This window comes from Ramlibacter sp. GS1-15 (assembly GCF_057785015.1).
Map to the genome: position 1 here is coordinate 180146 of NZ_JBYNTU010000002.1, position 18545 is coordinate 198690.

At 67.8% G+C, this 18545-nt stretch carries 23 protein-coding genes; 6 read left to right on the plus strand and 17 right to left on the minus strand.

Going from position 1 to position 18545, the window contains the following annotated elements; genetic code table 11:
- Positions 1–11 precede the first annotated feature (11 nt).
- Positions 12–593, plus strand: a complete 582-nt coding sequence (locus AC3EF3_RS19835) for an NnrU family protein (RefSeq protein ID WP_488533985.1) — start codon at positions 12–14, stop codon at positions 591–593.
- On the opposite strand, the gene AC3EF3_RS19840 is transcribed toward AC3EF3_RS19835, so the two are convergent.
- The 5 genes from AC3EF3_RS19840 to minC form a co-directional block, all read right to left on the minus strand.
- The gene (locus AC3EF3_RS19840; RefSeq protein ID WP_488533986.1) at positions 590–952 is read right to left on the minus strand and encodes a hypothetical protein; all 363 of its coding nucleotides are present in this window, start codon (positions 950–952) and stop codon (positions 590–592) included. The two genes, AC3EF3_RS19835 and AC3EF3_RS19840, sit on opposite strands and share 4 nt — an antisense overlap.
- An 85-nt stretch (positions 953–1037) precedes the next feature.
- The gene (locus AC3EF3_RS19845; RefSeq protein ID WP_488533987.1) at positions 1038–1523 is read right to left on the minus strand and encodes an SRPBCC family protein; all 486 of its coding nucleotides are present in this window, start codon (positions 1521–1523) and stop codon (positions 1038–1040) included.
- Positions 1524–1590: 67 nt separating this feature from the next.
- The gene (gene minE / locus AC3EF3_RS19850; protein ID WP_488533988.1) at positions 1591–1854 is read right to left on the minus strand and encodes a cell division topological specificity factor MinE; all 264 of its coding nucleotides are present in this window, start codon (positions 1852–1854) and stop codon (positions 1591–1593) included.
- A 4-nt stretch (positions 1855–1858) separates the two neighbouring features.
- Positions 1859–2674 (minus strand): septum site-determining protein MinD, encoded by an 816-nt coding sequence (gene minD / locus AC3EF3_RS19855; RefSeq protein WP_488533989.1) that lies wholly within the window; start codon positions 2672–2674, stop codon positions 1859–1861.
- Between the two features lie 14 nt (positions 2675–2688).
- Positions 2689–3423 (minus strand): septum site-determining protein MinC, encoded by a 735-nt coding sequence (gene minC / locus AC3EF3_RS19860; RefSeq protein WP_488533990.1) that lies wholly within the window; start codon positions 3421–3423, stop codon positions 2689–2691.
- 143 nt (positions 3424–3566) lie between these two features.
- Between minC and AC3EF3_RS19865 the strand changes: the two genes are divergently transcribed.
- Positions 3567–4025 carry a hypothetical protein gene (locus tag AC3EF3_RS19865; protein WP_488533991.1) on the plus strand — a complete coding sequence of 153 codons (459 nt, stop codon included), beginning with the start codon at positions 3567–3569 and terminating at the stop codon, positions 4023–4025.
- Positions 4026–4028: 3 nt separating this feature from the next.
- On the opposite strand, the gene AC3EF3_RS19870 is transcribed toward AC3EF3_RS19865, so the two are convergent.
- From AC3EF3_RS19870 to AC3EF3_RS19890, 5 genes are all read right to left on the minus strand, one after another.
- Positions 4029–4637: a UdgX family uracil-DNA binding protein gene (locus AC3EF3_RS19870; protein WP_488533992.1), complete on the minus strand. Its 609-nt coding sequence runs from the start codon at positions 4635–4637 to the stop codon at positions 4029–4031.
- The gene (locus AC3EF3_RS19875) at positions 4634–5326 is read right to left on the minus strand and encodes a TIGR03915 family putative DNA repair protein (protein ID WP_488533993.1); all 693 of its coding nucleotides are present in this window, start codon (positions 5324–5326) and stop codon (positions 4634–4636) included. Before AC3EF3_RS19875 ends, AC3EF3_RS19870 begins: the two co-directional genes overlap by 4 nt.
- Before the next feature lie 90 nt (positions 5327–5416).
- The gene (locus AC3EF3_RS19880) at positions 5417–6460 is read right to left on the minus strand and encodes a lysylphosphatidylglycerol synthase domain-containing protein (RefSeq protein ID WP_488533994.1); all 1044 of its coding nucleotides are present in this window, start codon (positions 6458–6460) and stop codon (positions 5417–5419) included.
- A gap of 4 nt (positions 6461–6464) precedes the next feature.
- The gene (gene clsB, locus AC3EF3_RS19885; RefSeq protein WP_488533995.1) at positions 6465–7703 is read right to left on the minus strand and encodes a cardiolipin synthase ClsB; all 1239 of its coding nucleotides are present in this window, start codon (positions 7701–7703) and stop codon (positions 6465–6467) included.
- A 22-nt stretch (positions 7704–7725) separates the two neighbouring features.
- Positions 7726–8484, minus strand: coding sequence for an endonuclease/exonuclease/phosphatase family protein (locus AC3EF3_RS19890; RefSeq protein ID WP_488533996.1), 759 nt, complete (start codon positions 8482–8484; stop codon positions 7726–7728).
- Positions 8485–8716: 232 nt separating this feature from the next.
- Here AC3EF3_RS19890 and AC3EF3_RS19895 point away from each other — a divergent pair, with 232 nt between their 5' ends.
- The gene (locus AC3EF3_RS19895; protein WP_488533997.1) at positions 8717–9259 is read left to right on the plus strand and encodes an acyloxyacyl hydrolase; all 543 of its coding nucleotides are present in this window, start codon (positions 8717–8719) and stop codon (positions 9257–9259) included.
- Positions 9260–9266: 7 nt separating this feature from the next.
- Here AC3EF3_RS19895 and AC3EF3_RS19900 read toward each other — a convergent pair whose 3' ends face one another.
- Genes AC3EF3_RS19900 through AC3EF3_RS19910 form a run of 3 tightly spaced genes read right to left on the minus strand, consistent with a single transcriptional unit; the run spans position 9267 to position 11394 of the window.
- Entirely contained in the window at positions 9267–10334 is a 1068-nt protein-coding gene (locus tag AC3EF3_RS19900) for a flavodoxin family protein (protein ID WP_488533998.1), read from the minus strand.
- A 15-nt stretch (positions 10335–10349) separates the two neighbouring features.
- Complete coding sequence (locus tag AC3EF3_RS19905) at positions 10350–10874, minus strand: DUF1697 domain-containing protein (RefSeq protein ID WP_488533999.1); 525 nt, start codon at positions 10872–10874, stop codon at positions 10350–10352.
- A 25-nt stretch (positions 10875–10899) separates the two neighbouring features.
- On the minus strand, positions 10900–11394 hold the full coding sequence (locus AC3EF3_RS19910; RefSeq protein WP_488534000.1) for a Spy/CpxP family protein refolding chaperone: 495 nt from the start codon (positions 11392–11394) through the stop codon (positions 10900–10902).
- Positions 11395–11573: 179 nt separating this feature from the next.
- Here AC3EF3_RS19910 and AC3EF3_RS19915 point away from each other — a divergent pair, with 179 nt between their 5' ends.
- On the plus strand, positions 11574–11942 hold the full coding sequence (locus AC3EF3_RS19915; RefSeq protein WP_488534001.1) for a hypothetical protein: 369 nt from the start codon (positions 11574–11576) through the stop codon (positions 11940–11942).
- Here the strand turns inward: AC3EF3_RS19915 and AC3EF3_RS19920 are convergent.
- Positions 11929–13062, minus strand: coding sequence for an alkene reductase (locus AC3EF3_RS19920; RefSeq protein WP_488534002.1), 1134 nt, complete (start codon positions 13060–13062; stop codon positions 11929–11931). The genes AC3EF3_RS19915 and AC3EF3_RS19920 overlap by 14 nt on opposite strands.
- Before the next feature lie 10 nt (positions 13063–13072).
- The gene (gene gstA / locus AC3EF3_RS19925) at positions 13073–13681 is read right to left on the minus strand and encodes a glutathione transferase GstA (RefSeq protein ID WP_488534003.1); all 609 of its coding nucleotides are present in this window, start codon (positions 13679–13681) and stop codon (positions 13073–13075) included.
- Between the two features lie 92 nt (positions 13682–13773).
- Here gstA and AC3EF3_RS19930 point away from each other — a divergent pair, with 92 nt between their 5' ends.
- Complete coding sequence (locus AC3EF3_RS19930; protein ID WP_488534004.1) at positions 13774–15057, plus strand: AsmA family protein; 1284 nt, start codon at positions 13774–13776, stop codon at positions 15055–15057.
- 12 nt (positions 15058–15069) lie between these two features.
- Here AC3EF3_RS19930 and AC3EF3_RS19935 read toward each other — a convergent pair whose 3' ends face one another.
- Together AC3EF3_RS19935 and AC3EF3_RS19940 are read right to left on the minus strand one after the other, a co-directional pair.
- Positions 15070–15825 (minus strand): class II aldolase/adducin family protein, encoded by a 756-nt coding sequence (locus AC3EF3_RS19935; RefSeq protein WP_488534005.1) that lies wholly within the window; start codon positions 15823–15825, stop codon positions 15070–15072.
- A 42-nt stretch (positions 15826–15867) separates the two neighbouring features.
- A complete protein-coding gene (locus AC3EF3_RS19940; RefSeq protein ID WP_488534006.1) occupies positions 15868–16446 on the minus strand; it encodes an NADPH-dependent FMN reductase in 579 nt (192 codons plus the stop codon).
- A gap of 146 nt (positions 16447–16592) precedes the next feature.
- On the opposite strand from AC3EF3_RS19940, the gene mnmG reads away from it, so the two are divergent.
- Positions 16593–18545 carry a tRNA uridine-5-carboxymethylaminomethyl(34) synthesis enzyme MnmG gene (mnmG, locus tag AC3EF3_RS19945; RefSeq protein WP_488534007.1) on the plus strand — a complete coding sequence of 651 codons (1953 nt, stop codon included), beginning with the start codon at positions 16593–16595 and terminating at the stop codon, positions 18543–18545.

The following is an 18545-nucleotide window of genomic DNA, read 5'->3' on the forward strand; positions in this document are numbered from 1 at the left end:
AAGGGCGATCCATGGCGCTGCTGATCCTCGGTCTCGTGATCTTCCTCGGCGTGCACTCCACGCGCATCTTCGCCGAGGGCTGGCGCGCATCGATGATCCAGCGGCTGGGGCCGATGCCGTGGAAGGGCATCTACTCGCTCATCTCGATCGCGGGCTTCATCATCCTGGTGATCGGCTTTCGCCATGCGCGCCAGGAATCGGCGGTGCTGTACGTCACGCCGGACTGGATGAAGCACGTGACGGCGGTGCTGATGATGGTGGCGATGATCCTGTTCGTCGCCGCCTACGTGCCGAAGAACTCGTTCAAGGCGAGGCTGCACCATCCGCAGGTGCTGTCGGTGAAGACCTGGGCCGTCGCGCACCTGTTGTCGGTCGGCGTGCTGGCGGACGTGGTGCTGTTCGGGGCGTTTCTCGCCTGGGCGGTGATGAGCTTCTCGGCCGCGCGCCGGCGCGATCGCGCGAACAACACCGTGTACCCGCCGGGCAATGCGGTGGGCACGACGCTCACCATCGCCCTCGGCCTGATCGCGTGGTCCATCTTTGCGCTGCTGTTGCACGGGCCGCTGATCGGCGTGCGGCCCCTGGGGTATTAGCAAAGCAGCCGCAGCTGCTCGTCGCGCGCCCGCTGGCGCATGGCCTGCAGTTCCTCGCGCCTGGCGGCGGGCCAGGGTTGCCGCAGCTGCTCGTCGATGGTCTGCACCAGGCCGTCCAGCGCGAGGCACTGCGGATCCCCATCCGCGGCACCGGCCTGCTGGCTAGGCAGGGGAAGGCTCTCCGTCGCATCCGGGCCGGCCATCGCGACGATCTCGTCGCGTTGCGCCCGGGGTGCGTCGACCGGGGCGGGCCCGGACTCGTTGGCCAGCGGCAGGAGGGCACTGACGGTGAACAGCGTGGCGAAAGCGATCACCCGCGTGGCCGTGGACGTTGCTTGCAGCAGGTATCTCTTGTGCATCGAGACCACCGTACCAAACATGAGCTTGAGCTTGGTAACAGGGTATGTTCCAGGCCTCGCTTGCTGACATTCAGTGGCAATCGATCTAACGCACCAGCCCCCAGCTGCGGACGGTGAGGATCTTGTCGAGCTGGCCGAGCATGCGGTCCCAGCCCTGCTCGGTACGCTTTTCGTTGGCCTGGGCGTCCGGGCCCTCGCCCAGCTCGTGCGTCAGCACCACCTCGCAGATGCTCACGCCCATGGGCACGAAGTCGATCGTCACGCGCGTCGGCTCGCTGGTGGAGGGTTCGACCGTGAAGTCGAACACGAGGCGGTTCGGCCGCTCGATCTCGATGTAAGTCCCCCGGTGCTGCGCCTCGAAGAAGCTTTCGTCCCCGTCGGCGACCGGCCGCCTGTCCGTGACGGTGAAGCCGCCGCCGATGGCCGGGTCGATTTCGCAATGCAGAACGTTGCCCGTGCGGGTGGCGAACAGGAAGCGCGCCGCCTGCGCCGGCGTGAGCCATGCGTCGAAAACGCGTTCGATCGGCACGTTGTACCGGTGGGTCACGCGCACGGTGACAGTCTGGGGCATCCTCCGTTTATCCTCCGGTAGAGCATGCCCTGTCAAGGCGGACGTTGCGTAAAACGGAGGTGTCAGTTCACTTCGCGTCGGGCAGCTCGATCTTGACCTCCAGGACCTCGAGGTTGTCGTGCTTGTCCAGGTGCACCTTGATGTCGTGCGGGTCGATCTTGACGTACTTGCCGATCACCGCCACCAGGTCGCGCTGCAGGGCGGGCAGGTAATCGGGCTGGCCGGCATTGCGGCCGTTGCGCTCGTGCGCCAGGATGATCTGCAGCCGCTCCTTGGCGACGCTGGCCGTCTTCTTCTTTTCGCCGAGCAGGAAGGAGAGGAACGATGCCATCGCGTCACTTCGTCCCGAACAGGCGCTTGAGGAAGCCGTTCTTCTGCGGGTCGACGAAGCGCATCGGCTTGTCCGCGCCGAGGAAGCGGTCGATCACGTCCTTGTAGGCCTCGCTGACGTCGGATCCCTTGAGGTGGATCGCGGGCAGGCCCTGGTTGGAGGCCTGCAGCACCGCCTCGCTCTCGGGGACGACGCCGATCAGCTTGATGCGCAGGATGTCCTGGATGTCTTCCAGCGACAACATCTGGCCCTGGTCGACGCGGTTCGGGTTGTAGCGCGTGATCAGCAGGTGCTCCTTGATCGGCTCCTTGGCCTCGATCGCGCGCTTGGTCTTGGACGACAGCATGCCCAGGATGCGGTCCGAGTCGCGCACCGACGACACCTCGGGATTGGTCACCACCAGCGCCTCGTCGGCGAAGTGCATCGCCATCAGCGCGCCGGTCTCGATGCCGGCGGGCGAGTCGCACACGATGTACTCGAAACCCATGCCGGCGAGGTCGTGCAGGATCTTCTCGACGCCTTCGCGGGTCAGCGCCTCCTTGTCGCGGGTCTGCGAGGCGGCCAGCACGAACAGGTTGTCGCACTGCTTGTCCTTGATCAGCGCCTGGTGCAGGTTGGCCTCGCCGTGGATCACGTTGATGAGGTCGTACACCACGCGCCGCTCGCAACCCATGATCAGGTCCAGGTTGCGCAGGCCGACGTCGAAGTCGATGACCGCCGTCTTGTGGCCCGCGAGCGCCAGGCCCGAGGCGAAGCTGGCGCTGGTCGTGGTCTTGCCGACCCCGCCCTTGCCGGAAGTGACGACGATGATTCTTGCCATGGGAGTCCTTGCGTTTATTTGATGGGGTCCATCACCAGCTTGCCGTCGGCGCCGCCCGCCAGGCGCACCTGGCCGGCTTTGCCGCGCACGTCCAGGGGCAGGGGCACCTCGCTGGTGCGATAGACGCCGGCGATGGAGAGGAGTTCGGGTTCGAGGGCGAGCGCGAAGATGCGGGCGTCGGTGTTGCCTTTCGCGCCGGCAATGGCCTTGCCGCGCAGCGGCGCGTACACATGGATGTTGCCGTCGGCGATGACTTCCGCACCGGCGTTCACCATGCTCATCACGACGAGGTCGCGCCCGCGCGCGTAAACCTGCTGGCCCGAGCGCAGGGGCTTGTCGACGATCAACGCGGGCTTCGCCTCTTCCTCCTTCCCTCGCTGGGGAAGGGACGGCTTGCTTTCCGGCTTGGGCGCGATCACCCGCAACTCGTTCGCGACCGCGAGCCCCTTGAGCACGGCCGCCTGCATCTGGGCCTCGCTGCCGCCGCGCACCGCGACCGGCATCACGCGGTAACCACGCAGCAGGTGCAGCAGCTCGCCGAAGTCGACCTCGCCCTGGCCGCCCAGCGGCGACAGGTCGACGACCAGCGGGTCGTTGTCGAAGAAATCGGGAATGTCGGCGAAGCGCGCCTTCAATTCATCCGCGAGCGCGGCGAGGTCTGTGGATTTCAGGAGCAATGCGACCAGCGGAAGGTTCGCGCTCTTGATCTCGAACGTGGCAGGGGCACGCCCTGCGAGGGCAACGGTCATCAAAACTTCTACAGCTGAGGCGCAAGGCGGCGCATCTTAGCAGCGCACGGCCGGTGGCGTCCTACAGATTCTGTTGCGAAATGCACATGGAACACGCTCGCTGCGAACCCCACACTCGCCATGAGAACCATCGGGAGCGCACGATGAAAAGCTATCACTCGCCGCATCACTGGATACCCGTCGCCATCGTGCTGGCGATCGCCTTGCTGACGCTGTCGAACGCGCATGGCCAGCGCACCGATTCGAGCGCCATGTTCCAGGGCCGTCCCGCGCTGGCGGGCGCGCAGGCTGGCACCGGTGCGATGGCCGGACCGCCCCAGGGTGGCATCGCACCGCAAGGGCAGGACCGTCCGCAAATCAGCGTGCAGCCTCGCTCCACCGCGCAGGGCGCCGAGATGCCGCCGCCGCAGGTGGGCGCGACCAGCAACGCCGCCGCCGACCAGCGCGCCGTGCGCGACGACAAGGACGTCGTGAGGCGCGATCGTGACAGCGGCATCAAGAAGGACCAGCGCAGCGCCGCGCGCAAGCTGAAGGATGCGATCAAGCGCCTGGTGAACCGCACGCGCCACGGCGTGGACGACGTGCAGACGGCGAACCAGTGACCGTCACTTGAAGAGGCTTCTGGCCTTCGACAGGTCCTTCACGAAAGCCGCGAACGCCGCGTCGCGCTCGTCCGGCAACACGCGCAGGAGCGCCGACGGGTGCAGCGTCACCAGCACCTTGCGGCCGTCCTCGCGTTCCAGCCAGTGGCCGCGCTCGGCCATCACCGGCACGCGCCGGCCCATCAGCGACATCGCCGCGGTGGCGCCGAGCGCGACGAAGGCTTGCGGCTTCACGATCGCGACCTCGTCCTCGAGCCAGTGATGGCAGGCCGCGACCTCGCGCTGCGTCGGCGTCTTGTGGATGCGCCGCTTGCCGCGCAGCTCGAACTTGAAGTGCTTCACGGCGTTGGAGACGAACACCTTGTCGCGCGGGATGCCGGCCGCCTCGAGCGCGCGCGCCAGCAGCTTGCCGGCCGGCCCGACGAAGGGATGGCCCTGCAGGTCTTCCTGGTCGCCGGGCTGCTCGCCCACCAGCATCAGCTTCGCGCGCGTGCCGCCTTCGCCGATCACCGACTGCGTGGCGAATTCGCCGATCGGGCACTCGCGGCAGCGCATCGTCGCGGCCTTCAGCTCGTCCAGCGACGTGATCGCGATGACGTCCGCTTCGCTCATCCGAGGGTGGCATCGTTGACGGCGATCGCCCGCTCGCCGAAGACGCGGCGGTAGGCCGCGAGCCAGTCGCTGCCCGGCGCGTCGGGCAAGGGCGCGTCGCTTCTGGGCAGGCCGGGGCCGAAGTGCAATTTCTGCCCGTCGCATTCGACCGAGCCCTGCGGCGTGAAGAGCGCCCAGCGCCCCTGCGGCACGCGCTTGGCGAACCAGGGCGCGACGGCCTGCAGGATGTGGTGCGTCGGCTCGTACCACGCGACCTGCAGCGGCTGCGCCGCGCCGATGTCGATCTCGCGGAAGCGCACGAAGGCCTTCATCTTGTGGATGTCGCGCCGCACCGACTGGCCCATCTGGTGGGCGTGCAGCATGTCGGGGTCGATCGCGTCGTTGCGCAGCGAGGGCTCGTGCACCAGGCGCCACAGCAGCCGGTACAGCAGCGCGAAACGGTCCGGGTCGTGGTGCAGCACCACCACTTCGCACAGGCGCAGGAACGAGGCGGGCACGATGGCCGATGCCGCTTTCGGCGCGCCATGGGCGCGCTCGGCGGGCGACAGCGGGTCGGCGTAGTAGTCGGCGTTCTGCGCCTGCGCGGTCTCCCACTGCACGGCCTCGGGCGGCACCTGGTGCGCGAGCAGCGCCCGGGCCTCCTCGCGGAATCCCGCCAGGTCGGTTTCGCCCGCGAGCCGCGCTTCCATTCAGCCTCCGCACGGCCGCCCGAAGGAGGCTGAGGCCCCCTTGGGGGGCAGCGCACTACACGAACTGAGAAGCGTGGGGGCGAACATTTTCTAGGCCTCGCCTTCCCTGAGGCGCAAGATGCGCCGCCTGTGCTTCGCGTGCACTTCCATGTACAGGTAGACGAGCGACGCGACGAGCAGCGGCAGGATGTAGTAGATCGCCCGGTAGCCGAGCAGCGCGCCGATCAGGCGCTCCTCGCTCACCACGTGCGACAGCAGCGCGACGAACACGAACTCGAACACGCCCAGGCCCGCCGGCACGTGCGCGATCACGCCGGCGATCGCGCCGATCAGCAGCACCGTGAGGACGTCGGCGTAGTGGATGCGCTCGCCCAGCAGCACCCAGATGATCGCGGCCATCAGGCACCAGTTGACGCACGAGATGACGTACTGCACCAGCGCCATGCGCCAGGGCGGCAGGTACAGCTCGTGGCCACGCCAGTTCCACACATGGTCGCCCCAGTACACGCAGGCGGCGAGATAGCCGGCGGAGATCGCCACCAGCAGCGCGCCCACCCACTGCAGGCCATGGTTGCCCATGTGCCACGACGGCGGCAACTGCAGCGGGTGGATGATGAACAGCAACCCGGCGAGCAGTTTGTAGCCCAGCCAGTTGGTCAACATGCTCATCGACACGATGCGCGTGATCACGCCGTTCTTCAGGCCGAGTCGCGAATAGAGGCGATAGCGGAAGCCCACGCCGCCGACGATGGAGCCGATGCACAGGTTGAAGGCGTAGCTGACGAAGTTCACCAGCATCACCGTGCCGGTGGGCAGCGCGTGGCCGGTGTAGCGCCGCCCGATCAGGTCGAAGCAGCTGTAAAGCAGATGGCTGGCGCCCGCGAGTGCCAAGGCCTGGGCCAGCACCGGTGGCGGCGTTTCCTGCACGGAGTCGAGCACCTCGTCCCAGTGGAGATGGCTGGCGTAGCGCGCCAGCAGGTACGCGACGGCCACGAAGAACAGGCCCGTGAGCGCGTGCTTGGTCCACGGCCACCAGCGGCTGGACATCCAGTGGTCGGGATGGCCGTGCGCCGGCCGCGCACGCTTGGGCCGGGGCTTGACCAGCGCATTGCGGGGCAGGTCGCGCATCGGCATGGGATCACTCCTTGGGCCCGTGTTCGTACACGGGATCGAGGTGGTCGGCGCGCGCCGGCAGCAGGCGCGGCACATGCCGCGGCAGCCACGAAGCCCAGCCCGGGTACCGGCGGGCGAAGTGGTAGGCGAAGAAGCTGCGGATGAGCGCCCACCCCTTGAGCTCGCCCAGCTGCTCCAGCGTGATCTCGTTGCAACTGCAGCGCATCATGTCCAGCAGCCTCTGGTGCATGTGGTGGTTGAACATGCGGTCCCGGATGATGACGTTGGCCTCGAGGTTCAGCGCCAGGCTCAGCGGATCGAGGTTGCTCGAGCCCACGGTCGCCCAGTGGTCGTCCATCAGGGCGATCTTCCCGTGCAGCGGCCGCTCGCAGTATTCGTAGATGCGCACGCCCGCCGCCAGCAGGCGGTGGTAGAGCATGCTGGCCGCGGTCTTGACGATCGGCATGTCGGGCTGGCCCTGCAGGATGAGGCGCACGTCCACGCCGCGCCGGGCGGCGTGCCGCAGGTCGCGGATGAAGCGGTAGCCCGGGAAGAAATAGGCATTGGCGATGACGATGCGCCTGCGCGCGGTGCGGATCGCCACGCGGTAGTGGCGTTCGATGTCGCTGCGATGCTCGCCGTTGTCGCGCACGACGAACATCGCCGTGGCCGAGCCCTGGGGCGCCAGGTCATGGGCATGCACGCGCAGGCGGCGGCGCCAGCGCAGCCAGTGGCGCACGCGCTGGTAGCGCTGGCCTTGCGCCAATGCGGCGTGCGTGAAGCGCTGGATCTCCGCCACCAGCGGGCCGCGGATCTCCACGGCATAGTCCTGCTTGGCCTCCGGGCCGTGTTCCATCAGGTGGTCGGCCGAGAAATTGATGCCACCGACGAAGGCGAGCTGGCCGTCCACCACCACGATCTTGCGGTGCATGCGGCGCAGCATGTTCATGCGCCAGCCGAGCAGGCGCTTGCCCGGGTCGAACACGTGCACACGCACGCCCGCGGCCGTGAGCTCATGGATGAAGTCGTCGGACAGGTCGGGCGAGCCGAAGCCGTCGACGGTGACGTCGACCTGCACGCCGCGCCGGGCGGCTGCCACCAGCACCTGGTGCAGCTGCCGGCCGACGGTGTCCTCGAACAGGATGAAGGTCTCGAGCACGACCTCCTTGCGCGCGTTCGCGATGCAGGCGAACACGCGCGGAAAGAACTCCTCACCGTTCTCGAGGAGGCGGATGTCGTTGCCGTCGATCCACCTGGACTTCATTCGGGGCCCGCCTTTCGTTCATTCAGAGGTGGATCTCGGCGGCCAGTGGCGCGTGGTCCGACAGGTGCGACCAGGGCTTGCGCGGCAGCACGACCGGCAGGTGCACCGAGGCGTTGCGCACATAGATGCGGTCCAGCGACAGCAGGGGAAAGCGCGAGGGAAAGGTCTTGGCTGCCTCGCCATAGGCGCTGACGAACACTTCCTTCAGGCCGACCTCGCGCTCCAGGATCTCGTGCACGCGGCGGCGCCAGTCGTTGAAGTCGCCCGCCACCACCAGCGGCGCGTCCTGCGGCACTTCGCTGCGCACGATGTCGCACAGCAAATCGATCTGCTGCTGCCGATGCGATTCCGCCAGGCCCAGGTGCACGCAGATCGCGTGCACGTCCAGCGCATGGCCCGGCACGCGCAGCACGCAATGGAGCATGCCGCGCTTTTCCGGCCCGGCCACCGAGACGTCGTGGTTCTGGTACTGCACGATCGGGAACTTCGACATCACGGCGTTGCCGTGATGCCCCTTGGGGTACACCATGTTGCGGCCGTACGCGTACTGCGGCCAGATCTCATCGGCAAGGAACTCGTAGTGCGGCTCGTCCCAGGACCCGCGCTTGTGCTGGCCCACGTGGCCCAGCACTTCCTGCAGGAACACCACATCCGCGCCGACCTTGCGCACGGCATCCCGCAGCTCAGGCAGGATGAACTTGCGGTTGAAGGCGGTGAACCCCTTGTGGATGTTGACTGTCATCACGGTCAACGCCGGGGCCGTGGGTACGGTCTCGGTCATGCTCGAATCTCTCGGACGGCAAGAGTATTTCTTTTACTGCCGGGCTGGATCGGGGGGTGTAGGACGCCAAGCTGTCTTGGTGTCGCTGGCCGTCGTGGACAGGAGGGGCCTCTCGGGCGTAGGACGCCGCCGCTTTTTGGTGCAGGCGCGCCCGCACGGCGCTGCCGCCGGCTTCATTTTTTTATCCCCACGGCCCCACGGGCTTGCACAGGTTCGCCACACTGTGCCCACGATGAAGAAACTGCCGTGCCTCGTGGTGTTTGCCAGCGTACTGGTCGCAGGGGGTGCGCAGGCCTTCGATGCGCCGTCCACGGTCTTCGTTGCGGGAGCTGGCAGCGCGCACGCAACCCACAGTGTCAGCGCCGGCGTGGCGTGGCCCTGGGCGTGGCAGCGCGCGAGTCACAGCGGCGAATGGACCGGGATGACCGAAGTCTTCGTGAGTCCCTGGAGCTCGAAAGTCGCCGGCGGCGAGCGCCAGAGCCTCACGCAGGTCGGCGTGCTGCCCGTGGTGCGTTATCGCTTCGAGCACGGCCGCTCCAACTGGTTCGTCGAAGGCGGCATAGGCGCGTCCTACCTGGACCGGCTGTACCGGCGCGATGACAAGCAGTTCTCGACGCGCTTCAATTTCCACGACGTGATCGGCGTCGGCCTCAGCTTCGGGGCGCATCGCGAACATGAACTGGGCCTGCGGGCGGTGCACGTCTCGAACGCCGGCATCAAGGAGCCCAACCCGGGCGAGAACTTCCTGCAGCTGCGTTACGCCAGGCAGTTCTGAGGCATCTTCACTTCTTGCGTGGCCGCTCCAGGCGGCGGTCGGGCGATTTCAATCGGCCGGCGCGCATCTCGGCGACGCCGATCGCGACGGCACGCGCCGCGTTGCGCACTTCGTCCTGCACGGCGGTGTCGCGATCCAGTGCCTCGTGGCTCGTGGCGTAAGGCTCGTAATAGCCGATGTAGCGCTCGAGCCGGGCGCTGAAACCCGCGTCGATCAGCCCCATCCAGTCCAGCCAGTCGGTGAGCGCGCGCCGCGTGCCGTCGATGCCGCCGACGTCCCCATGCACCACCACGCCGTAGACGCGGCCCTTGAGGTGCTGCGGATAAGGCCAGCCCGCCAGTTCGAGCGCCTTCGCCTGGTCCGCATGCTTGCCGTGGGTGCTGGTCGGGTCGGGATTGCCGCCGTCGGCGCAGACGAGGCGGTCCATCATCAGCTTGAGCGGGCTCGCCACCTGGTACCAGTACACCGGCGTGACGAGCAGCACGCCGTGCGCGCTGACCCACTTCTCGTAGATCTCCGCCATCCAGTCCCCGGTCTGGCGCAGGCCGTGATTGGGATAGCAGCTGCACGGCCAGTGGCACAGGGGCATCGCCGTGGAGACGCAGGCCTTGCACGGATGGATGTGGCGGTCGTAGTCGGAGGCGAGCAGGCTCAGGTCCAGCAGGTCCACCTCGAGCGACTGCGCCTCGAGCACCTCGCGCGCGAGCTGCGTCAGTCGCCAGGTCTTGGACATCTCGCCGGGGCAGGTGCCGTCGTTGCGCGAGGCGCCGCACACCAGCAGCACGCGCGGGGGCGTCTCGGGAAGCGACCAGCGCGCCTGCGCTGCGATCAGGCGCTCGCGGGTTTCCAGCCACTCGACGGACAGCTCGAAATCGGGATCGGCAAAGCCGGGGCCGGCCTTGCGCTTGATCGGCGACTTGCGCTCCTCGTGGTAGGCCTGCCACGCGATGTCTTCCAGTCGCGCCAGCGTTGCCGATTCGGCCTGGAACGCGGGGTCGTGGAACACCTGCACGAAGCGGCGGTGGAACTCGTCACGCTCGATCAACGGGGGCGCCTGGCCCTTGCGCACGTCCATGCGCTTGAGTTTAGGTCAGCCCGCGCCCGCGGTGCAGGTCTTGCGCACCGTGTCCCAGGTGCGCGTGGTCTGCGCCTTGCCGCAATGTTTCTCGATGAGCTGCATGAACACCGGACCCTTCGGGCCGGGGACGTAGGCGCTGAAGAGTTCGCGCCCATGGAGGGCGAGCAGTCGCGCGTCGTCGAGCTGGACCGGGAGTTTCGGGAAGTCCGCCGGTGCCTCGTGCAGGAAGGTCACGACGCGCTTGCTGCCGGCGGTCAGGCGGAAGGCGGCGAAGGGATCGGCATCGATCAGCTCCTGCAGGTGCTCGATGCTGCGCACGAAGGTCATGAAGCTCTTGCCGAGCTGCGCGTGCAGGGCGGCTTCGGCCCGGCGCTGCAGCGTCGCTTCCGATGCGCGCGGCGCCGAGAACACGGCATTGCCGCTGGACAGCAGTGTCTTCACCTGCGAGAAGCCCGCGCTCTCGAAGGCTTTCGCGAGCTCGGGCATCTTGAGGTTCATGGGGCTCACGCCCCGCAGGAAGGCCGCATAGCGCTGCATCGCGCCGCACTATACGGCAGCGCTGTCACATGCCGTGATGGCGGTGTCCGCCGCGGCCGCCCATGAAGCGCAGCGACACCTCGTCGAAGGCCTTCTGCTGCGGCGGCGTCAGTTGCGCGTAGAAGGTCTTGGTGGCGTCGGCGCGCCTGTCCATCTCAGCGCTGCGTTGGGCGCGCAGCTGTCGCATGCGGTCGATGCGCTCCGGTGTCGTGAGGCGCGCGAGTTCCTGGCGGGCGGCGCGGCGCTGCTGCATCGCTTGCGGGGACGGCGTCATCGCGGCGGTCCAGGCGTTCCACGCGCCCTCCTGGGCCGGGGTGATCTGCAGGATGCGCTTGAGGCTCTCCATGTGCTTTTGCATGCGTTCCTGCATGCGGGCGGGATCGGGTTGGCCGTGGCGCTCGTGCATGCCCGCCGGGGGCTGTCCGCCCGCGGTCGGCGCGGGCAGCGTCTGCGCCTGCGCGGCCATGCCGCAAGCGGCGAGCACCGCGGCGAGGGCGATTGTTCTGGGGGTGAATGTCATGGCAAGTCCTTTCCTTTCCATGATGCAACTGTGGCGGCGGTGTGTATCGCCGCGATTGAGCCTGCGTAGCCGATGTGTAAAGAACGCGACTGTGGGAGCCTTCCTACCGCAGGAGGGCGGTTGCGGCCATCGCGGATGGGGTGGGGCGGGCGCAGCATGGATCAAAGGACCAGTCCGACATGAAAAGCTCTTCCATCCAGCGCACCGTTCTCGTTGCCGCCTTGCTGGCCGCGACGGGTGCGTTCGCGCAATCGCAATCGCATTCGAGCCCGATCGCGCAATCGACGCCGGCGGTGATGACGGACGTCAGCCCGCTGCCGGCCGAGGAGCGCGAGAGCAGCGGCGCCATCGTGCTCGAGAACTCCATGGTGCGTGCCCAGCGCGAAGCCTTCGGCGCCCGCTATACGCCCACGCAGGTCAGCTCGGTGGGCCGCGGCGTGAACCGCACGTTGCGCACATCGCGCACGAAGGAAGACCTGCGCCAGATCCGTGACGAGGAAGAAATGCGCGCGCGCGAGATGGGCGCGGGCCCGCTCACGTGGCGCTGAAGCTGGCCTTTGGCAGGAACGGATAGTCGGTATACCCCTTCGCGTCGCCACCGTAGTACGTCGCGCGGTCGGCTTCGTTGAGCGGCGCATTCGCGCGCAAGCGTTCGACCAGGTCCGGGTTCGCGATGTAGAGCTTGCCGAAGGCGACGAGGTCCGCATCGCCCTGGGCCACGGCGCGTTCGGCCATCTCGCGGTCGTAGCCGTTGTTGACCATCCACGCGCCTTCGCCGCCGGCCTCCTGGTAGGCCCAGCGCATCGCTCGGTAATCGAAGGGGCGCCCTTCCACCTGGCGCGGGCCGCTGGTCGCGCCCTCGATCACGTGCACGTATGCCAGCTTCAACGGCGCCAGCTCCTTCATGACGTGGTCGAACAGGCGCTGCGGGTCGTCGTCGACGATGTCGTTGGCCGGCGTGACGGGCGCGACGCGCAGCGCGGCACGCTCGCCGCCGATTTCCTCGGCGATCGTGCGCATCACTTCGAGCAGCAGCCGCGCGCGGTTCTCGATCGAGCCCCCGTAGTCGTCGCTGCGCTGGTTGGTGCCGCTCTTGAGGAACTGGTCGAGCAGGTAACCGTTCGCGCCATGCACCTCGATGCCGTCGAAGCCGGCGCTGGTCAGGGCGTGGCGGGCCGCGTGACGGAAGTCGTGCACGATGCCCGGGATCTCGGAGGCATCGAGTTCGCGCGGCTCGGACACCGGCACGAAGCGGCCGCCGCCGTCGGCCGAAATGAGGAAGGTCTTGGCCTTGGCCGTGATCGGTGACGGTGCGACCGGCTTCTGGTGCTCGGGCTGCAGGTCGACGTGCGAGATGCGGCCCACATGCCAGAGCTGGCAGACGATGCGCCCGCCGCGCTCGTGCACCGCATCGGTCACGCGCCGCCAGCCGTCGAGCTGCTCGGTGCTGTACAGCCCCGGCACATGCGCGTAACCCTGGCCCTGCGCACTGATCGCCGTCGCTTCGCTGATGATGAGGCCCGCGCTGGCGCGCTGTGCGTAGTACTCGGCCATCAGCGCTGTCGGGATCGCGTCGACGGGCGCACGGTTGCGGGTGAGCGGCGCCATCACGATACGGTTCGGCAGCCGCCAGGGGCCGACCTGGATCGGATCGAAAAGCGTGGGCATCGCGGGCGACCTACTTGATCAGTCCTTCGGCGCGCATCGCCTCCTGCACGGCGGGGCGCATGCGAATGCGCTCGTGGTGCGCCTGCACGTTCGACAGGCCTGCGAGGTCGATGTTCGCTGACGAGGCCCAGCGCGTCACCACGAAGAGGTAAGCGTCGGCGACGGTGAAGTGTTCCGCGAGCAGGAACTCGCGGCCGGCGAGTTCGCCGTCCACCCAGCGGTAGCGGGCGGCGAGCTTGTCACGGAAGAATCTCCGCGTTTCCTCCGGCAGGTTCGGGTTGAACACCGGCGAATAGCTCTTGTGCAGCTCGCTGCTGGTGAAGGCGAGCCACTCCTGCAGGCGGTAGCGCTGCAGCGTGCCGGCCGCCGGCGCCAGGTTGCTCGTGGGCACGAGGTCGGCGATGTATTGCAGGATCACCGGCACTTCGCGCAATCGGGTGCCGTCGTCGAGTTCGAGCAGCGGCACGTAACCGAGCGGGTTGATGCTGTAGTAGTCGGTGCCGTCGGGGAGCTGGTGTGTCTTGGTGGGCACGCGCACCGGCTCGAACGCCAGCCCGGCTTCGCGCAAGGCGATGTGCGCCGACAGCGAGCAGGCGCCGGGAGAGTGGTAAAGCTTCATGGCAGAGTTGATACTTTCGCGTGTGGCGATTCTGCGATGCTAGCGGCGCGTACCGATTCCTGCCGTCGGCGGGAATCGCGACAATCGTCGGCATGAATCGTGTGCTCAAGGGGTTGCTGGCGGTCGTCGCCCTGGTCGTTGTCCTGATCGCTGCAATCGCCTTCGCGCTGCACACCTGGGTCGGCAGCGAGAATTTCCGCGTGCGCGTCTCGCGCGAGATCTCGGCGGCGGCCGGCGTGCCGGTCGAACTGGGCGCGCTGTCGGTCGACGTGTTTCCGTTGCCCGGCGTGGCCGTCGACCGGGTGCAGGTCAGGAGCAAGCCGGCGCTGACCTTCGAGCGCATCGAGGCGCGGCCCGTGTGGTCGGCCTTGCTGCAGAAGAGGCTGGAGATCGCGACGCTGTACGTGCGCAACGCCGTGGTGCCGCAGGACGCGATCGCGGCGGTATCGGCGGCCTATCGGAAGGCGCATCCACAGGACGCGAAGGGGAAGAAGCCGTCCGGGGCGGCGGATTCGGGCAGCGTCATGCTGCCGCGGCGCGTCGTGCTGGAGCAGGTCACCTGGGTCGACAGCAAGGGCGCGCGCAACGTCGTGAATGCGACCGCCAACATGGACGACGACGATGGCCTGCCGGAGCACGTCGACTTCGCGGTGACGCAGGGCCGCTGGCAGGGCGTCAAGGCCAAACTCGATCGCGGTACCAACCAGTGGCTATTGGACGGACGTATCGGCGGCGGCACCATCAAGGGCAGGTTCAGGGCCGGCAAGACAACCCGGGGCGACCCGCTGCTCGAGGGCGAGTTCGACACGGCGAACGTGGAGGTCGGCTACTTCACCGCACCGAGCCGCACGATGACCGGCTTGCTGGAGGCGCACACCAGCCTGCAGGCCAACCTGCGCGACCTCGGCGCCGTTGCCGACGTGCTGCAGACACAGACCCGGTTCACCGTGCGGGATGCCGTGGTGCACGGCATCGACCTCGCGCAGGCGGTCAAGACCGTGGGCATCAACCGCAGTGGCGAGACGCGCCTCGATACGCTGGCCGGCCAGCTGGTGACGCGCGGGCGCGCGGCGGAGCTGCACAACCTGGTCGCCTCCTCGGGCGCGCTGTCGGCCACGGGCAATGTGGCAATGGCCGCCGACAAGCACTTGTCCGGCAGCGTCAACGTCAATCTCGCGGAGAAGGTGGCGGGCACGGCGCTCGGCGTGCCCTTGATGGTCGGGGGCACCCTCGACGCGCCCGAGGTCAGCTTGAGCCGCAGCGCGCTGCTGGGCGCGGCGATCGGCACCGCGATCGCGCCCGGCGTCGGCACCGCCGGGGGCGCCAAGGCCGGCGACAAGCTGGGCGACGCGCTGAAAGGCCTGTTCGGGAAGTAGCGTCCCGCGCGCTCAGGTCTTGTAGCTCGGGTCGCTGCGTTCGAGCCTGCGCAAGAGGGCCGGCCACGCGATGTTCGCGCCCTGGCCCGCGGTGACGGTCTTCAGGACCTGCGCCATGCCATCTAGGATTTTCGGGTTCACGTACACCAGCTCGCCGCCGCCCTGCGCATCGATCTGGATGCGGCAGGTGTTCTCGAAGACGTACATGTTGAGGAACGCGTCGGGAATGGTCTTGCCCACCACGAGCAGCCCGTGGTTGCGCAGCATGAGGAAGTTCCTGTCGCCGAGGTCGCGCTGCAACCGCGGCTTCTCATCGTCGCGCAGCGCCACGCCTTCGTAGTCGTGGTACGCCAGCGAGGCCAGCACGAAGGTGCTTTGCTGGCTGATGGGCAGCACGCCGCCCTTTTGCGCGCTCACCGCGACGCCGGCGCGGCTGTGCGTGTGCAGCACGCAGCCCGCGTCCTCGCGCACCTGGTGGATGCAGCTGTGGATCGTGAAGCCCGCCGGGTTCACGGGGAAGGGCGAGTCGATCACCTTGTTGCAGTCCTGGTCCACTTTCACGAGGGACGACGCGGTGATCTCGTCGAACATCAGCCCGTACGGGTTGATGAGGAAGTGATGCTCGGGCCCGGGAATGCGCGCACTGATGTGCGTGAACACCAGGTCGCTCCAGCCATACAGCGCGACCAGCCGGTAGCAGGCGGCGAGCTGGACGCGCAACTGCCATTCTTCGGCACTGACGACCTGCTTCAGCGATGCGATTTCCATGATGTTCTCCTCGGGACGGGATGCCATTGTGGACCGGCCTGGTCAGGGCGCCAATCGCGCGGCGGCCCACATCACCTGGTCGATCACGGCCTGCACGTTCTTCCTGGCCGATTCGGCGACGAGTTCGCCCTGCGCGTCGAACGCATCGCCTGCGCGGCTGAGCCCGTAGACCTTGGGGCAGACCCAGCAATGCAGGTTGAAGAGCAGCGGCACGAGGTGACTTTGCGAGCGCAGGCCGCCGAGCGCGCCGGGGGAGGCACTGAGCACGCCCACGACCTTGCCGCGCGTCGAGCGGAAATCGTCGTTCCACACCGGGTCGGACTTGACGGGGCTGGAGATCCAGTCGAGCGTGTTCTTGAGCAGCGCCGGGTAGCTGGCGTTGTATTCGGGCGTGCAGACGATCCAGGCCGGGTGCTCGTGGAAGATCCGCTTGAGGCGCATCACGTCGGGCGGCGTGCCGCGCGCCTCGAGGTCGGCGTTGTACATCGGCACGTCGAAATCCGCGAGCTCGATGTGCGTGACCTCGGCGCCGGAGGCGACGGCCATGCGCGCGACCACGTGCGCGAGCTTGCGGTTCCAGGAGCCGGCGCGCGTGCTGCCGGCGAAGACGAGGAGCTTCATCGGCTCAGGCGCCCTTGAGGAGCTGGTCGACCTCGATGTACGGGTGGCCGTGCAGGTGGGTTGTAGACACGCATGGGCCGAGCCATCTTACCCGGCGCGGAAATGCCCCCGCCGGTAAAATCACGGGTTCCCTGCGCGCGACCCCCATGCTCTATCCCGAGGAATTCGACGTCATCGTAGTCGGCGGCGGCCACGCCGGGACCGAGGCTGCGCTCGCGTCCGCGCGCATGGGGTGCAAGACCCTGCTGCTCACGCACAACATCGAGACGCTCGGGCAAATGAGCTGCAACCCCTCGATCGGCGGGATCGGCAAGGGGCACCTGGTCAAGGAAGTGGACGCGCTCGGCGGCGCGATGGCGCTGGCCACCGATGAAGGCGGCATCCAGTTCCGCATACTCAACAGCTCCAAGGGGCCGGCCGTTCGGGCCACCCGCGCGCAGGCCGACCGGGTGCTCTACAAGGCGGCGATCCGGCGCCGGCTCGAGAACCAGCCGAACCTCACCTTGTTCCAGCAGGCGGTCGATGACCTGATGCTCGAAGGTGACCGGGTGGTGGGTGCCGTCACGCAAGTGGGCATTCGCTTTCGCGGTCGCGCGGTGGTCCTCACGGCCGGGACCTTCCTCGACGGCCGCATCCACGTCGGGCTGAACAACTACCAGGCCGGGCGGGCGGGCGACCCGCCTGCCGTGAGCCTGTCGGCGCGCCTGAAGGAGCTGAAGCTGCCGCAAGGGCGCCTGAAGACCGGGACGCCGCCGCGTATCGATGGCCGCACCATCGACTTCACGAAATGCGAGGAGCAGCCCGGTGACCTGGACCCGGTGCCGGTGTTCAGCTTCATGGGCCGCGCCGACATGCATCCGCGCCAGGTGCCCTGCTGGATCACGCACACCAACGAGCGCACGCACGAGATCATCCGCTCCGGCTTCGATCGCAGCCCGATGTTCACCGGCAAGATCGAAGGGGTGGGGCCGCGCTACTGCCCGAGCGTCGAGGACAAGATCAACCGCTTCGCCGGTAAGGACAGCCACCAGATCTTCCTGGAGCCGGAAGGGTTGACCACCAACGAGATCTACCCGAACGGGATCTCGACCAGCCTGCCGTTCGACATCCAGTACGCGCTGGTGCGCTCCATTCCCGGGCTGGAGAACGCCCACATCCTGCGGCCCGGCTATGCGATCGAGTACGACTATTTCGATCCGCGCGGACTGAGCGCGAGCTTCGAGACTAAGGCCATCCGCGGCCTGTTCTTCGCCGGCCAGATCAACGGCACGACGGGCTACGAGGAGGCCGCGGCGCAAGGCTTGTTCGCCGGCGCGAACGCGGCGCTGCAGTGCCTCGGCCAGGAAAGCTGGGTGCCGCGGCGCGATGAGGCTTACCTCGGCGTGCTGGCCGACGACCTGGTCACCAAGGGCGTGACCGAGCCCTACCGGATGTTCACCAGCCGGGCCGAGTTCCGGCTGCAACTGCGGGAGGACAACGCCGACTTGCGGCTGACCGAGACCGGTCGCCGGCTCGGGCTGGTCGATGACGCGCGCTGGGACGCCTTCGGCCGCAAGCGGGACGCGATCGAACGCGAGCTGCAGCGGCTGCGTTCGGTCTGGGTGAACCCGCGCGTGATCGCCGCGGCCGAATCGGAGCGGGTGCTAGGCAAGGTGATCGAGCACGAGCACAGCCTGGCCGACCTGCTGCGCCGGCCCGACGTGCGTTACGAAGCGCTGATGACGTTGCGCGGGGGTGCCGTCGCGACCCGCGATGTTTCACGTGAAACGCTGGGTGACGCCTACGGCACGGTGGTCGAGCAGGTGGAGATCGCGTCAAAGTACGCCGGCTACATCGAGCGCCAGAAGGATGAGGTCGAGCGGGCCGCCCAGTATGAGCACCTGAAGCTGCCGCCCGAGTTGGACTACATGCAGGTCACGGCGCTATCGATCGAGGTGCGGCAGAAGCTGAGCCGCCACCGGCCCGAAACGCTGGGCCAGGCTTCCCGGATCTCCGGGGTGACGCCGGCGGCGATCTCGCTGCTGCTGATCCACCTGAAGAAGGGCCGCTTCAGGGGCTTTGCCGAGCCGGCCCATCAGGGCGGCCGCGCTACGGCCTGA